The 15,221-nt window shown below is 48.7% G+C and carries 14 protein-coding genes, 1 rRNA gene and 1 other annotated feature; of the genes, 1 reads left to right on the top strand and 14 read right to left on the bottom strand.

The genetic code is table 11. The features are described 5' to 3' along the window. Window positions 1-38 precede the first annotated feature (38 nt). From I8U23_RS12240 to I8U23_RS12260, 5 genes are all read right to left on the bottom strand, one after another. Window positions 39-818, bottom strand: coding sequence for a TatD family hydrolase (locus I8U23_RS12240; protein WP_037997950.1), 780 nt, complete (start codon window positions 816-818; stop codon window positions 39-41). 21 nt (window positions 819-839) lie between these two features. Then, on the bottom strand, window positions 840-1,385 hold the full coding sequence (gene lepB, locus I8U23_RS12245; RefSeq protein ID WP_037997947.1) for a signal peptidase I: 546 nt from the start codon (window positions 1,383-1,385) through the stop codon (window positions 840-842). A 40-nt stretch (window positions 1,386-1,425) separates the two neighbouring features. After that, the gene (gene metG, locus I8U23_RS12250; RefSeq protein WP_198051088.1) at window positions 1,426-3,399 is read right to left on the bottom strand and encodes a methionine--tRNA ligase; all 1,974 of its coding nucleotides are present in this window, start codon (window positions 3,397-3,399) and stop codon (window positions 1,426-1,428) included. Window positions 3,400-3,460: 61 nt separating this feature from the next. Further along, window positions 3,461-3,700: a binding site (T-box leader), on the bottom strand. A gap of 92 nt (window positions 3,701-3,792) precedes the next feature. Further along, window positions 3,793-5,649: an ATP-binding protein gene (locus I8U23_RS12255; protein WP_049720798.1), complete on the bottom strand. Its 1,857-nt coding sequence runs from the start codon at window positions 5,647-5,649 to the stop codon at window positions 3,793-3,795. Between the two features lie 27 nt (window positions 5,650-5,676). Further along, window positions 5,677-6,630 carry a DNA double-strand break repair nuclease NurA gene (locus I8U23_RS12260; protein WP_037997939.1) on the bottom strand — a complete coding sequence of 318 codons (954 nt, stop codon included), beginning with the start codon at window positions 6,628-6,630 and terminating at the stop codon, window positions 5,677-5,679. A 350-nt stretch (window positions 6,631-6,980) separates the two neighbouring features. Here I8U23_RS12260 and I8U23_RS12265 point away from each other — a divergent pair, with 350 nt between their 5' ends. Continuing rightward, a complete protein-coding gene (locus I8U23_RS12265) occupies window positions 6,981-7,253 on the top strand; it encodes an AbrB/MazE/SpoVT family DNA-binding domain-containing protein (RefSeq protein ID WP_037997937.1) in 273 nt (90 codons plus the stop codon). Window positions 7,254-7,519: 266 nt separating this feature from the next. Here the strand turns inward: I8U23_RS12265 and ptsG are convergent, their stop codons facing one another. From ptsG to rrf, 9 genes are all read right to left on the bottom strand, one after another. Next, window positions 7,520-9,007, bottom strand: a complete 1,488-nt coding sequence (gene ptsG / locus I8U23_RS12270) for a glucose-specific PTS transporter subunit IIBC (RefSeq protein ID WP_255347210.1) — start codon at window positions 9,005-9,007, stop codon at window positions 7,520-7,522. Window positions 9,008-9,125: 118 nt separating this feature from the next. After that, window positions 9,126-10,019, bottom strand: coding sequence for a 16S rRNA (cytidine(1402)-2'-O)-methyltransferase (gene rsmI / locus I8U23_RS12275; protein ID WP_037997935.1), 894 nt, complete (start codon window positions 10,017-10,019; stop codon window positions 9,126-9,128). After that, window positions 9,991-10,278, bottom strand: a complete 288-nt coding sequence (locus tag I8U23_RS12280; protein WP_037998027.1) for a GIY-YIG nuclease family protein — start codon at window positions 10,276-10,278, stop codon at window positions 9,991-9,993. Before I8U23_RS12280 ends, rsmI begins: the two co-directional genes overlap by 29 nt. 39 nt (window positions 10,279-10,317) lie before the next feature. Beyond that, the gene (locus tag I8U23_RS12285) at window positions 10,318-10,683 is read right to left on the bottom strand and encodes an initiation-control protein YabA (protein ID WP_037997932.1); all 366 of its coding nucleotides are present in this window, start codon (window positions 10,681-10,683) and stop codon (window positions 10,318-10,320) included. A 47-nt stretch (window positions 10,684-10,730) separates the two neighbouring features. Beyond that, complete coding sequence (locus tag I8U23_RS12290; RefSeq protein WP_037997929.1) at window positions 10,731-11,561, bottom strand: PSP1 domain-containing protein; 831 nt, start codon at window positions 11,559-11,561, stop codon at window positions 10,731-10,733. Between the two features lie 260 nt (window positions 11,562-11,821). Beyond that, window positions 11,822-12,448 (bottom strand): dTMP kinase, encoded by a 627-nt coding sequence (tmk, locus tag I8U23_RS12295; RefSeq protein WP_037997928.1) that lies wholly within the window; start codon window positions 12,446-12,448, stop codon window positions 11,822-11,824. Between the two features lie 34 nt (window positions 12,449-12,482). Continuing rightward, window positions 12,483-13,898, bottom strand: a complete 1,416-nt coding sequence (locus I8U23_RS12300; RefSeq protein ID WP_198051089.1) for an aminotransferase class I/II-fold pyridoxal phosphate-dependent enzyme — start codon at window positions 13,896-13,898, stop codon at window positions 12,483-12,485. Window positions 13,899-14,460: 562 nt separating this feature from the next. Next, entirely contained in the window at window positions 14,461-14,655 is a 195-nt protein-coding gene (locus tag I8U23_RS13780) for a sigma factor G inhibitor Gin (RefSeq protein WP_049720795.1), read from the bottom strand. A gap of 469 nt (window positions 14,656-15,124) precedes the next feature. Beyond that, a 5S ribosomal RNA gene (gene rrf / locus I8U23_RS12310) occupies window positions 15,125-15,221 on the bottom strand; the annotation flags it as partial.

Below are 15,221 nucleotides of genomic sequence, written 5' to 3' on the forward strand. Positions count from 1 at the left end.
AGGAATGCACCTTCCCATTGGCCCGCAAAAACATTATTCTAATTTCCTTCATCAATTCCAAAAAGGCGAAAAGCGTTTTGCATGGTGATTTGAGCGAGCTCTTCCAAAGACATCCCCCGGATTTCGGCGATTTTTTCGGCAACGAGCCGGACATAGCCGGTCTCGTTTCGTTTTCCCCGGTAGGGATGGGGAGCCAAATAAGGACAATCGGTTTCAATGAGCAGACGGTCCAAGGGAACATGTTCCGCGATTTTTTGGGGAAGCTTGCCGTTTTTAAATGTGACAGGTCCTCCCAAACCGATCATGAAGTTCAAGTCAAGACATGCTTCCATAACCGAAAGGTCTCCGCCGAAGCAATGCATCACGCCTCCGACTTCTTCGGCATGTTCTTCCTTTAAGATCCGCACCACGTCCTCATCCGCATCCCGGTTGTGAATAATGATAGGCAATCCCGTTTCTTTGGCGATGGCGATTTGTTTGCGAAAAACCGCTTGCTGCATATCTTTGGGGGAGGTGTCCCAATGGTAATCCAATCCGATCTCCCCCAACGCCACCACTTTCGGGTGCCGGGTCATCGACTTGATCCACTCCAAATCCTCCGCGGTGCAATCCTTCGCCTCGACGGGATGCCAACCGACGGAAGCATAAATGAAGCAATAAGTTTCCGCCAGCTGAAGGGTTTGCCGGATGGTTTCCCGGTTATACCCCACATTCAACATATATTTTACGCCGTACTCCTCTCTTGCCCGCTCAATGACTTGTTCCCGGTCTTCGTCAAATTTCGGATCATTCAAATGGGTATGTGTGTCAAACAACATCACACGCCTCACCCTTTCCGGTTACTGCTTACTCTGCTGTGTCAAAAAATGCATCCGGTCCAGCGGCCATATGATCAAATCGGCACGGCCGACCACCGCATCGATGTTCACCGGGCCGATTCTGCGGCTGTCCTTGCTGTTGTTTCGGTTATCCCCGAGCACATAAATATGTCCTTCGGGCACCGTGACTTCCTCTTCCATGTTGAAATTCATGGGCTCATAAATATAAGGTTCTTCCAACGGTTTTCCGTTTCGAAACACCTTGCCGTCCTTTATGGCAATCTGGTCCCCGGGCAAGCCGATCACCCGTTTAATAAAATCCCGCTGTTCATCGGTATGGAAGACCACGATGTCCCCGTAATCGGGCTGGTCAACACGGTATATCAACTTGTTGACGATCAACAGCTCATCACCTTGCAAGGTGGGTTCCATGGATGCCCCGTGCACCTCATAGGGTACAAACAAAAAGGTGCGGATGCCCGCAGCGATAATCACGGCCAAGGCAATGGCCGCAACCCATTCCAACACCTTGTACCACTCATTGGACGAACTTTTTGTATCCGCCATCCGATCGTCCTCCTATCCCTGTTGCGGAAGGCATGCCGGTTTACTTGATTCTCGTGCCGTTCGGAATGTCCCCGGATACGGTCGCAAGCACCAGGCGTTCTCCCTCCGAGGCGGCCAAAATCATGCCTTCCGACAATTCACCGCGCAATTTCACCGGCTTCAAGTTGGTGACACAAATCACTTTCATTCCCTTTAACTCTTCCGGTTGATAGTGTTTGGCAATTCCCGAAACCACTTGTCTTTTTTCCGATCCCAAATCAAGTTGCAACTTTAACAGCCGGTCTGCTTTTTCGACCGGTTCCGCTTCGAGCACTTCCGCCACATGAAGTTCCACTTTGGCGAAGTCGTCGATGGAAATCAGACCCTCTGTTTTTTTCTGTTTTTCTCGTTTTTTCTCCTCTTTTTGTTGCACTTGTTGCGTGTTCCCAATCATTTTTAAGATCTCCTCCACTTCGCTTTTTACATCCAAACGCGGGAAAATCGGCTGACCTTTTTTGGTTTTCGTCCCCGGCTTTAACGCCCCGAAGGTGTACAAGCTGTCCCAGGTGGTCAGGTTCGCATCCTCAATCCCCAATTGTTCCCACATTTTCGCCGGCGCCTGGGTCATGAAAGGCTGAATCAAAATGCTGACCATTCTCAGTTCTTCCAGCAGATGGTACAGCACGGAACCCAGGGTGCTACGTTTTTCTTCATCTTTAGCCAGATTCCACGGCTGGGTCGCTTCAATATAACGGTTTCCGAAACGAACCAGCTCCCAAATGGCCGAAAGGGCAACCGAAAACTGCAATTCTTCCATGGCTTCTTCGACTTTATGTACCGTTTCGCGGGCTTTTTCAACCAGTTTTTGGTCATGTTCGGTTGCGTTTTCCACCCGTTCCGGCACAACCCCGTCAAAATACTTGTTCAACATAGCCAAGGTGCGATGCAACAAATTCCCCAAGTCGTTGGACAAATCAGCATTGGCCCGTTCCACGAAGGCTTCCGGCGTAAAGACCCCGTCAGCTCCAAACGGAACTTCGCGAAGCAAATAATAACGCACCGAGTCCAGCCCGTAGCGTTCGATCAACGGAATCGGATCGATCACGTTTCCTTTGGATTTGGACATCTTTTCGCCCATCACTTGGAAAAATCCGTGGCCGAACACTTTTTTCGGCAGCGGAAGCCTCAAAGCCATCAGGAAAATCGGCCAATAAATGGTGTGAAAACGGACAATGTCTTTTCCCACCAAGTGGACATCAGCCGGCCAGTACTTTTCAAACCGGGCTCTTTGCTCTTCATCATCAGACAGATAACCGATGGCCGTAATATAGTTGGTAAGTGCATCCAGCCATACATAGACCACGTGTTCCGGATCGCTGGCGACGGGAATTCCCCAGTCAAACGTCGTCCGCGAAATGCTGAGATCTTCCAACCCGGGCTTGATAAAGTTTTGGATCATTTCATTCTTCCGGGATTCCGGTTGAATAAAATCCGGGTTTTCTTCATAAAAGGCAAGCAGTTTGTCGACATACTTGCTCATCCGGAAAAAATAACTTTTCTCCTTGATCTTCTGGATGTCCCTGCCGCAATCCGGGCATTTTCCGCCTTCCGCCTGGCGATCGGTGAAAAAAGATTCACAGGGCACACAATACCATCCTTCATATTCCCCCAGATAAATATCCCCTTGATCCAACAGTTTCTGAAAGATCTTTTGCACCACTTTTTTATGACGGGGTTCAGTGGTCCGGATGAAGTCATCGTATGAGATATCCAAGGCCCCCCACAACTTTTGGATGCCGGCAACAATCTCGTCGACAAAAGTTTGGGGGTCTTTCCCGGCCGCTTCCGCACTTTTTTGGATTTTCTGCCCGTGCTCGTCGGTTCCGGTCAGGTACATGACATCATAACCGCGCAACCGTTTGTACCGGGCCATGGCATCCCCGGCCACCGTTGAATAAGCATGGCCGATATGCAAATGGCTGTTTGGATAATAAATCGGCGTTGTAATATAGAAAGTTTTCTTTTTGTCTCCCATCTTGGCAACCCCTTTCCGTCAAATCAGACTTGGTTTCTATGGAAATAAAAAATCCCGTCCACGTTGGGACGAGATCCGGTCTCGCGGTACCACCCAATTTGGCTTCATCGCACAAGAAAAGGCGATCACCCACTCTGCTCCCGTAACGCGGGAAAACGTTCTCTCCTACTTTGGGACAACGGTCCGGTTCAAAGAGAATACTCGGGGGCCATTTCATCGGCTTCCGCTATGCCGGCTTTCACCTGTCCCGGCTCTCTGTCCATAGCTTCCACCCACTACTCATCCCCGTCATCGAATCGGCAAGTGTTTAATTTGTCATTTAATTATACATCACAAAAAAGACCTTGAAAAGCTCCGGTTCCTGTCTCATAGTTTGAACCGGATCCTCTCTTTTTAAACTTTCAAACCTTCTCCGCGGTCGTACCGGACTGCAAAAGGCGTTTCATGTTTCGTCAATTTTCCGGATTGGGAAAGACGTTCCAGTTCCTGCTTCAGCCGGTGCACATCCCAATTCAGCCCGCATTCCTGATTGACCCGGCTCAACACTTGCATCAGGTCGGTTTCAAACACCGGCAAAGATTCCGTCAGCGTATCCAGCAATTTTTGGTCTTGTTGTGCGGAAAACCGTTTCAGCTCGTCAAACGGATTGGCCAAATGGGGACTTTGGGTGTAGGCGGCACGAATCCGGATAAACACCGTCCGCCCAAAAGCGGCTGACGAAACAAAGGTGTCCCCCGAGCGCAAATAAGGAAGCCGCTTCCCTTCTTCCGGGGTCAAATCCGTTTCTTCCCGCAAAGTGGCAATATCCGTGGCCCGAACGGTCCGGAATACGAATTTGGTGTTCAGCTGGGCGGTAATGGTCTCATCCAGCAATGTCGGGCGTTGCGTTGCCAGGAACAAAAAGACACCGTATTTCCGCCCTTCCTGCGCGATTTCCTTTAAAATCGACTTCGCCGGGGAATCGAGCGATTTGGGGGCAAAATTGTGAGCTTCATCAGTCACGATGACAAATGGCGGAAAGAAATGCCCTTCCTCCCCGTTCATTCGCGCATCTTTATACTCACGGCGTTTCCGGTACAGCGTACCGGTGACATAAGTGGCAAAAACTTGCAGGATCCAGGCGTTCCCCTGGACGACCACCAGCTTTCCTTGCTCCAGTCCCTGTTCAATGGACCGGATATCCCGCTGGAACAATCCGGCTTTGTCCAGACGTTTCAGACGCCAGTCCACTCCTTTGACGGAAGAAGGCGGCAAAGAACCGTATTGCTGCAACAATTGCATCAATTCCTGAATCCGTTGGACATCCATCGGTGTCAAATCTTCTTTCTTTCTTAACTGTCTTTCCAAACCTTGTTTCCCTTCATCGAGGGCTTGCACCAAATTGCCGATGCGATCGCTGAACGTTTCAAAACTGTCCCGGGGCCGGTGCAACATCTGGATCACATTCACCATGGAATCGGAAAGCTGGCTTCCGGCGGCCCGCAACAGTTCCACCACATCCCGCGTTGACAAATCGGAAAAAGAAATCCCCACTTCTTTGCCGATTTGCACCGTTACAAAAAGATCCCGAAAATCCGGAGCCTGGTTCGATAATCCGGGAGCCGGGTCGGAAAAGTCCATTTCAAAGTGCGGATCAAACACAAGCGCGGGAATCCGGAGTTTCATCAATTCTTCCAACATCACCCGCAAGCCGAATGATTTTCCCGATCCGGATCCGCCAAAGATGCCGACATGCGGATACTGTTGCATCGATTGAATGTCAAAAATGAAGGGAACCCCTTCTTGTGGCCTCAACTCGCCGTGCTCCATCATCACAACCCGGTCTTTTAAATCATCAGAAATCGTCCCCGCCATGGATTCCGTTCCCCGGATTTCCCCCAACGTCATTCCTTCATCCGGGGACGTTTTGACAAGGAGATGGCGCACTTCTTCAAATGAAGGCAAACGGACGGGACACCCGGTCCGCACCGGATGCGGGGCTTCCTCATACAGACGCAGCTTCGCCAGATTGATTTCATCCGATTCAATGTCATAGCCGATTTGTTCCAATGTATCAATCACTTGCCCGTCCACCAACGATTTATCCAGCCCCATCGGAATCAGGCGGTTGTACGACATGGTTTCCACCACTTCTCCCTGCGGATGGTTCAATGCAGGGTCTTCAATGACCAGAATTTCGTTGATGCGGAACTTCCGCTCCCGGGAGACAACATAAACTTCCTGTTGAGTGGTGACACCTACCACTTGCATGATCGATCTCTCCTGTTCCATCGGATTCTAAATCATCCGTTCTTTTCTTTTGCTTTGCAACAGCCGGTAACGCAGTTCAGGATCAATGTACTGTTCCACCATGGTTTCCACCAACGGGTCGGTAACCCTCACCTGATTGTCCACAATGTCCAGCCAGTAAGGGATGCCCCGTCCCTGCTCCGGCGTCAAGCTGTAAACCAACCTTGCCAGGTTCCACCGGTCTTCCCACTGGGACTTCAATCCGTCCAGTCCAATCGGTTGCGGGCTTTTGGAAGTCCGAAAAGCCATTTTCCACATGCGGCTTCCCGACGGGCTCCACGCTTCCCATTCAAACGCTTCCCCTTCTTGCAGGACCCCGTACAACAAATCACGGTCGGTCAATGCCGGATACTCGGGAAAAAAGGCATGAACCAAGGTCCGAGTCTCAATTTCCTCTGAAACCCCAACCAGAAGCGAATTTTGGCTTTCCGCCATTTGCGCCACTTGTTCCCAGCTTTTTGCATCCGATATATAGAAGTGCAGCAAAGAACCGTCCAACATCACGACCCGTGGAGCCCAGTCTTCCATCGCCTCCATCGTGACCTGCATTTCGAGACGGGACAACAGATCTCCTCTTTTGCGGGCTTCGCTGGCCGCATTGCCCTCTTTGGTTTCATCTCCTTTTAAAAGCGGCGTATACACATCCGCTGCCCACTTTTCTTTCCCGTTGGTGGCTTTGGCCAATGCCTGGAAAACGGACAAGGTGCGGGTTTGCGAGCCTTTGGTGGAGTTTACCGAACCATCGACACCGACCAGAAACCGTTCTTGGAGAAAATCTTTGATCTCTTCGCCGCTCCATTTTTCAATGGAATAAAAAGCGCCTGCTTCTTTCAAACGTTTCCGTATGGCGGATTTATCGAGGGATTGCAAAGGAAAAGCTTGTTTCAATGAATCATTCAACCATTCCAATTTCCTCTTCAGTTCAACGGATACGGGTAACAATCCCACCCCTCCTTATATGGGTTGGCCGCCAATCTTCCGGCGGTTGCTGGTTATCGCCAAGCTGTCATTTCTATCATCTATTTTTGTAGAAATCTTAGAAAACAACAAGACTTATCATATCGGCGCGATATTAACAAAATAAATATTTATAGATAGATGTTAAACTTTTTTCTATCTAAATATATTTTATCCTTAATATTATTAAGGAATTTTCTATAAAAATCCTCTAGTTATATTGACTGTTATGGGAATCGTTGGTATGATGAACTTAACGTCGATGTCGAAATTTGACGTCAATTCAAAGAGAAAAATTTCCCAAAACCAGATTTCGTTGAGAGGAGATTCGGAAAATGTTAAAATCTACGGGCATTGTACGTAAGGTAGACGAACTTGGCCGTGTTGTTATACCTATCGAATTACGTCGAACACTGGGAATTGGCGAAAAAGACGCCCTGGAAATTTATGTTGACGGTGAACGGATTGTTCTGAAAAAATATGAACCCGCTTGCATTTTCAGTGGCGAAGTGGAAGACACCGTTCGCTATAAAAATAAAGTTGTCAGCAAAAAATGTATCGAAGAGATGTATCAAATGATCCATGGTGAAAAAGTCTACGCAGACTAAGGAAAAATTTGTTATAAACAAAATCATTTCCTTCCCTCTCGACTCACGTGCTTTCCCGCTTGAAGGATAGAATTTCACTTTTTTGTTTCATTTTAGCAATCATCATCCGACCACATACATATAAAAAATACAGGGTTACGGAAATGATTTCTTTGTTGTTCCAAAAGTTTGCCAATTGCATGTCACAATTCATTTCGCATGAAACTCTTCTGCACGCTCAAGATAAAGCGAGGCTCATCAGTTGAACCTCGCTTTATTTATGCCGGTTATTGCTTTTCCTCCGGTTTTTCCCCGGTTTCTTGCTGCTCTTCGGCTTGAATCCATTGTAAGATCCGGTCCTTCAATTGTTCGGATTTGGTACCGAAAACGGCTTGGAAGTTCCCGGAACCTACTTTGATCACTCCGGAAGCCCCCAGTTTTTTCAATTGTTCCTCATCCAGTTTGTCTTCATCTTTCACCGTCATCCTTAACCGGGTGATACAAGCATCCAATTGGTCGATATTCTCTTTTCCACCGATGGCTGCCAAAACCTTCCTGGCTAATTCGTCTTCATCGGATCGGGCCTGTTTTTGTTTCTCCGCGCCGTCTTCCGTTTCATCTTCACGTCCCGGCGTTTTCAAATTCATCCAACGGATTAACAACCGGAACACCACATAATAAATCACCGCATAAATGATCCCGACCAATGCCAACAGCCACGGTTTGGTTGCCAGATGCATATTCAGGAAAAAGTCAATGCCCCCGGCTGAAAAGGAAAATCCGTGGCGGATTCCAAGCAGGTAAACCACTGCCATGGAAGTTCCGGTAAGAATGGCATGAATGACATAAAGAAAAGGTGCGACAAACATAAATGAGAACTCAATGGGTTCGGTGATTCCGGTGATCAATGCCGTCAGCGCCGCACTGATCAAAATCCCCGAAACCAGTTTGCGACGTTCCGGCTTTACTTCATGCAGCATGGCAAAACATGCCGCCGGCAGCGCAAACATCAAAATGGGATAAAATCCGGTCATAAAGATTCCGGCAGACGGATCTTGAGCAAAGAAACGGGGGATGTCCCCGGTAACCACATTGCCGGCTTCGGTCGTGTATTCACCAATGTTAAACCAGACCAATGTATTTAAAATATGATGCAGTCCGAAAGGAATCAGCAGACGGTTAAACACCCCGTACAAGAAAAGCCCGATGGCTCCTTGCCCGATAATCCAATTTCCGCCGGCATTGATCGCCTGTTGAACCGGCGGCCAAACCACCAGAAAGATGAGACCGACCAAAACCATGACCAAGGAAGTGACAATGGGGACAAAACGCTTGCCGCCAAAGAATTGCAGCCAGTCCGGCAGTTTTATATCGTGATAGCGATTGTACATATAAGCCGCAATGGCCCCGGCGATGATTCCGCCCAGCACTCCCGTGTTTAATTCCATCGATTCGGTGCTGCCGAGGGAAACTACTTTGCTCATCAGAAAATAGCCGACAACTGCCGCCAACGCGGATGCACCGGCATTCCCCGTCAGTCCGAGGGCCACCCCGATGGCAAACAACAGGGCGAGATTGTCAAAAATGGCACTGCCCCCGGCATTAAAGACTTCGCCGATAAAATACGGAACCGATCCTTCCGCAAAATATTCCTGGTTCGTTAATAACGCGCCGAAACCCATCAAAATCCCGGCGGCCGGAAGAACGGCGATCGGCAACATGAATGACTTCCCGATTCGCTGTAAAGCCCCGAGAAGCGCGCCTTTTTTCTTCAAACGATTCACCTCCAGAAATAAAAAACCGCTTCCTTTATCGTTTCAATTATACATGAAACGGACATGCTACTGGAATTCCTTTGCTTTTTTCTTTTTGTCTGCTCCATTCCAACCGGATTTATTCCACATCCGCCCCGTTTTTGTGATAAGCGTTGTACACTTCACGCTTGGGCAGGGAACGTTCCCGGGCCACTTGCTTCACCGCTTCTTTCTTTGTCCATCCCTGACTGATATATTTTTCGACATGTTCATGAATGGACCATGAATGCCATTCTTCTTCCGGCTCCGTATCTTCCGTCCGGGAAAGGTCCGCTCCTTCCACCACAATCGTAAATTCCCCCCGCGCTTTCTTCTCCTTGAAATAATCCAGCCCGTCACTCAATTTTCCCCTCAACCATTCTTCGTGTTTTTTGGTCAGTTCACGGCAAATGGCCACATTCCTGTTTCCCAGAACCTCCAGCAGATCTTTCAACATCTCCGGCAACCGGTGGGGGGCTTCATAAAAGATCAGGGTGGCCGGAATCAAGCGCCAGCTTTCCAACTCCTTCTTCCGTTCCTTTTTTCCCCTGGGCAAGAAGCCGATAAAAACAAACGGTTGTGTGGGAAGCCCCGAAGCCACCAGAGCGGAGACGGCCGCATTGGGGCCAGGGATCGGAACCACGGGAATCCCCCGGCTGGTGACCTTTTGGATGAGCGGTTCGCCGGGATCGGAAATGCCGGGCATCCCCGCATCGCTGACCAGCGCAATGTTTTTGCCATCCATCAACTTTTGGATAAGTTCCGGCTCTCTGGATTGCTTGTTATGCTCATGGTAACTGACCAGCGTTCCCCGGATCCCGAACGCGCTGAGCAACTTGCGGGTATGGCGTGTGTCTTCCGCCGCAATGATATCCACTTGCTCCAATATTTCGCGGGCCCTCGGACTGAAATCGTGTAAATTGCCAATCGGGGTCCCGACAACATAAAGCGTCCCTTCTTGTCCTTCATTCATGAAACTCTTTTGAATCTCCATCCATGACTCCCCTTTTTTTGATTAATTCCCACTTCTTTCGCCTGGACATTTTTTTGATTTCTCTTTCCCGTTTCAAAGCCCAAGATTTATCGCCCCCTCTTTCCACATATCGTAACCGGACGGGCAACCGCCCGCGTGTATATTTGGCACCTTTCCCCTGTTGATGGGATTTCATTCTTTGCTTTAAACGATTGGTGATTCCCGTATACAGGGTTCCGTCACTGCATTCCAGGATATAAACGACATAAGGTTTGGACATTTTTCCCTCTCCGCATAAAAAAACGCCGGGATCCCGGCGTCATTTTTCTTTCGATGATTTATTGAGAAAGGCAATGCAAAACAGGCAATCCCCTTCACCGCGCATACGACCGTAGTGAACATTGCAAATATGAAATCCTTCATCGTATAAATCAACCAGATGATGAACTCCTTGTCCAACGTCTTCTTCGTCTTGTTCCTTGTTTCCTGCCCGGGTTTGATCCCGGTTTGATGCAAGAACCCTTGCCTCTTCCTTTTCCTGTAACCGTTGATTTTCCATAACCAGCCGAGTGTTGTCCTCGATCAATTCCACAATCTGCTCTTTCAGACCGCCCAATTCGATATATAATTCACCGATTTGTTCTTCGACACGCGCGATCCGTTTAAAGATTTCTTCCTTGTCCAAGCCCCCCCACCTCGTTCAAGCACCAAAAACGGTTAAGATTTTTTCATCTATGATTTCATTCCGCTGGCCTGCGGAGATCCGCCGATGGTTACATCCTCAATGTCATATTCAACCATGGCGCCGGTATCCGCCAGTTCCACCAGAACCCGACGCTCCAACATGTTTATTGATATCACTTTACCCATTCCTTCTTTGGTGACGACCTGTTCGCCCAAATCGGGCAGGAGCTGTTTGGCCTCTGCATACACCTCATTTTCAAATTTGAGGCAACACATCAATCGGCCGCACAACCCGGATATTTTGGCCGGATTTAATGAAAGGTTTTGATCTTTGGCCATCTTGATCGAAACCGGTTCAAAGTCCCCCAAAAAGGAGGAGCAGCAGAGAACCCGGCCGCAAGGGCCCAGTCCCCCGAGCATCTTCGCTTCATCCCGGACTCCGATTTGGCGCAATTCGATGCGGGTTCGAAAAACGGCAGCCAAATCCCGCACCAATTCCCGGAAGTCCACCCGACCGTCTGCTGTAAAATAAAAAATGATTTTATTCCGGTCAAATGTATATTCGGCATCCACGAGCTTCATTTCCAACCCGTGATTGCGTATTTTCTCCAGGCAGACTCCCATTGCTGATTTTGCTGCCTTTTGATTCTCCTCCACTTGCTTTTTGTCTTGTTCCGTGGCAATCCGGATCACCGGTTTCAGTGGCAAAACCACCTCGTCATCTTTTACATAGCGTATGCCGGAAACCACTTGTCCGTATTCAATTCCGCGAACTGTTTCCACAATCACGTAATTTCCGCGTTTCACCTCGAAATCGAGTGGATCAAAAAAATATATCTTACCCGCTTGTCGGAAGCGGACACCTATTACTCTTTGCATGCAGCAATCCCTCCAAAACAGCCAATACCCTGAAGACCAGTATGGCCAGAGGTTGCATATCGGCCAGTCATCCGCCGGTAAGGCAAGCGGCAAACATCACCTGTTTTGCAACAAGTTCGGAAAAAATCTATCTCAACGCGTTCGGAATCTTATGCAACCGTTTGGTTATCAGGTTCCAAAAGTTTTGCACAAACCAGTGCTCAGAACCTTTGATAACATTTTATCATCGATGATAAAAGTTGAGCAAATTCTATTTCAGATTAACGGAGAAACCATGAATTCAGATCCTCCACGATCTCCTGAAACACTCTGTCGCCGGACTGTTCCGCACGGATGGTGCAAAAGCGGGACGGCTCTTTAGAAGCAATTTGCCGGAACCCTTTGCGGACCCGTTCATGAAACATTTTCTCTTTCAACTCCATGCGATCCTTCTTCCCTCCGCGGCTCAACAGCCGTTTTCGGCCCACTTCCACCGGGATGTCGAGCAAATACGTACGGTCCGGCATCAATCCGTCCGTGGCCCATTGGTTCAGTTTTCTCACTTCCTCCACATCTTTTTCAGCCCCGTAACCTTGATAAGCCAAGCTTGAATCAATATAGCGGTCACAAAGCACCACAAATCCCTGATCCAAATGGGGGCGGATCACTTCATTGACAAGCTGGGCACGGGAAGAGGCATACAACAACACCTCGGTCTTCCATTTCATCTCGCTCCGGCCGGGATCGAGCAAAATTTCCCGCACACGATCCCCGATGATGGTCCCCCCGGGTTCCCGCACCACCAGGCAAGGAACCCGCCGCTTTTGCAAATATTGGTGAACCCGCTTGATTTGTGTTGTTTTTCCGGCTCCTTCCGGACCTTCAAAAGTAATAAACTTTCCTTTCATCGTTCTCCTCCATCCTGCGCTTGGCTCAACGTATTCAGGTTAGCACATTCACGGTGGGATTGAAATGTTGTGAAACCCCCCGCACTTGCCCGCCGCCTTTGAGAATGGTTTCAATGGTTTCCTGCGCTTCCCGGGTCCATGTCTCTCCGGGCAGCACCACCGGGATTCCCGGCGGATAAGGAACCACCATCTCCACGGCGACCTTGCCCGCGGCTTCACTTAAGGGCACCGCCCGGAAAGACCGGCGGCGAAGTTCGCTCAGTGGCAGGCGGACTTTTTGCGTATCCGTTGCAAAAGCAAAGGAAACCTTGGCAGAGGAAGCAGGAATCCCTGCAAGAGATTGATCAATTTTTTTTAGAGCTTTCCACAGGATCTTTAAATCCTCCCGGGTGGTTCCCAGACCCAAAACCAACAATACGGACAACGGATCGGCCAATTCCGCATGAATGCCTTCCTGTTTCAGCCGATCGGCCAATTGGAATCCCGTTATTTTTCCATTGGCCGTCAAGGTGAATTTCAATGGATCATCCGCTTTTAGCTCAGACAAAGATTGAAGAGATTGGATATTTCCCCGGAAATATTCCAGATCGGTTAACAAACGGTTCAAGAGCCTTTCCCCTTCTGTCGCCATAAGACGGCGTGTCACATCCAAGGAGGCCATCAGTGGATAAGAAGGACTGCTTGATTCGATCACCCGCAGCCAGTGACGCACTTCGTCAGGGGAAACCCTTTGGCCTTGCAAGTGTAACATGGACGACATGGTCATGGAAGGCAACATCTTATGGGTGGACTGAACAGCAATATCCGCTCCCAAATCCATGGCAGACTGCGGCAGTGCTTTGTGAAATCCAAAGTGCGCCCCATGGGCTTCATCCACGATGAGCGGAACCCGATGCCGGTGGCAAACCTGCGCAATTTCCCGGACCGGTTGAACCCTGCCATAGTAGGACGGACTGGTCAGGACCACCGCTTTCACCGAATCATCTTCCTTTAAAATCCGTTCAATTTCCCGGGGGGAAACCGGCTTTTCCACTCCGCATTCATCAAAACCGGTCTTCAAATAAACAGGCTTGGCTCCTGCCAACATGCAGCCGTGAAACACAGATTGATGGCTGCTTCGCTGCACAATCACCGAACCCCCGGATGGACAACATGCCAAAATCGCAGCCAAGTTGCCGGCGGTCGTCCCCCCCACCAAAAAATAAGTCGTTGTTGCCCGAAAAGCTTCCGCCGCCAGCTGCTGGGCTTCTTTAATGACTCCCGTCGGCTGGTGTAAATCATCCAGCTGCCCCACTTCCGTCAAATCCATGGATAAAAGAGGATGAAACCATTCCAATGCTTCCCGGTCAAACATTTGCCCCTGTTTATGGCCCGGCACATGGAAATTGATCCACTTTCGTGCCACATGTTCTTTTAATGCATCAAATATTGGCGCTCTCGTCTGATCCAAATTTTTTCTCCCTCCGTTTACAAGAAAAAAGACTTGAACATTCAAGTCTCAACGGTTTTCGCTCTTTTTCTTTTTCTCTGCAACAAAATCTCCGTCCAATTGAACGATCCGTCCGGTGAAAAGGACATGGTTTTGAAAGAAACCGCTTTGGGTCTTGAAAAAACGGCATCCACCCAAACCACCGGCAATCGGTGCTTCCCTTGAGGACCAACGCGCCCTGATCCCTTTTTCGTTTCTGTTGCATCAGATCGTTGCTTTGCCCATTAGATCCAGTTTCATGACAACCGCCCCATGACCATGGAATCACCGGTTCATTTCAATTCATCGCCAAACCCACTTCGTCTTATTATACCAATAACAGACGGACTCCATAAGTTTTTGGCAGCCATCTTTTAAGTTTGGCAACCATCTTTTCCGGCGTTTTTTCGCCCCTTCGTCTTTGTCTTTTTCCTGCCGATGATTCAACGATCTTTGTATCATTCATCCACAGAAAAAAGGTGATCCATCCCGCCTTCCGGTAGGGATTCCTTCCACCGGAACCGATCCCCAACCGGATGAAATCTTATCCGTGCAATTCTTTTTCTGCGTCCTGATGGATTAAAAAGCGCATTCTCCAAACCAGATATGTATACAAAATATGATTGGAATCGGATTCAATAATTTCTTTTTCACAATCATCACAAAGAAAACGATTTAATATATTGATGCCACGTTCCCTTTTTTGCCGGCAAACAATGCACTCCTTTTTCTCATGCATGCAAATCCCCTGCCTCTTTCCTTCTTTGCCATTATTTTCGCCACATTCGCCAATATTTAAACAGTTATGCAAAAAGAACCGGCCAAGCGCCGCGATGATTCCCCGCTTCGCATTTCCTTTCTTCTATTACTATCAAAGCTTCCCCGAAAAAATGTGTATTTGCTAATTTAACCCGTGAAAAAAGAACTTATGCACGATCCCAATACACATCGGATGAAATTCCTGATTGACCATAAAAGACATCATCATCTGAAAGACGTGACATCAAAAACGTGAAGTCATCTTTCTTATTTTTTCTTTCATCCCGGGGCCACCTGACCAAAGAAACCCTATTCGGATCCAATATCAGTCTGCAGTAAAGATCCACAAAATCAAATGGAATCCAAATAATTTGCGAAGCAAAAAACTTGCCACATAAAGCAAAAACCCTCTTAAGCAATTTGCTTAAGAGGGTTCAGGATGTTTGATTGCCTGGCAACGACCTACTCTCCCAGGGGTCATCCCCAAGTACCATCGGCGCTGGAGGGCTTAACTTCCGTGTTCGGGATGGGAACGGGTGGATCCCC

The organism is Thermoactinomyces sp. CICC 10735, from assembly GCF_016055175.1.
Taxonomy (GTDB): domain Bacteria; phylum Bacillota; class Bacilli; order Thermoactinomycetales; family Thermoactinomycetaceae; genus Thermoactinomyces; species Thermoactinomyces vulgaris.

Bases quoted from the DNA above. Each gene is read 5' to 3' on its own strand.
- I8U23_RS12290 (WP_037997929.1), bottom strand. From the start codon at position 11,561: ATGCAAAGAGTAATAGGTGTCCGCTTCCGACAAGCGGGTAAGATATAT.
- I8U23_RS13780 (WP_049720795.1), bottom strand. From the start codon at position 14,655: ATGCATGAGAAAAAGGAGTGCATTGTTTGCCGGCAAAAAAGGGAACGT.
- rsmI (WP_037997935.1), bottom strand. From the start codon at position 10,019: ATGGAGATTCAAAAGAGTTTCATGAATGAAGGACAAGAAGGGACGCTT.
- I8U23_RS12240 (WP_037997950.1), bottom strand. From the start codon at position 818: ATGTTGTTTGACACACATACCCATTTGAATGATCCGAAATTTGACGAA.
- I8U23_RS12280 (WP_037998027.1), bottom strand. From the start codon at position 10,278: ATGTCCAAACCTTATGTCGTTTATATCCTGGAATGCAGTGACGGAACC.
- metG (WP_198051088.1), bottom strand. From the start codon at position 3,399: ATGGGAGACAAAAAGAAAACTTTCTATATTACAACGCCGATTTATTAT.
- lepB (WP_037997947.1), bottom strand. From the start codon at position 1,385: ATGGCGGATACAAAAAGTTCGTCCAATGAGTGGTACAAGGTGTTGGAA.
- I8U23_RS12265 (WP_037997937.1), top strand. From the start codon at position 6,981: ATGTTAAAATCTACGGGCATTGTACGTAAGGTAGACGAACTTGGCCGT.
- I8U23_RS12255 (WP_049720798.1), bottom strand. From the start codon at position 5,649: ATGCAAGTGGTAGGTGTCACCACTCAACAGGAAGTTTATGTTGTCTCC.
- tmk (WP_037997928.1), bottom strand. From the start codon at position 12,448: ATGAAAGGAAAGTTTATTACTTTTGAAGGTCCGGAAGGAGCCGGAAAA.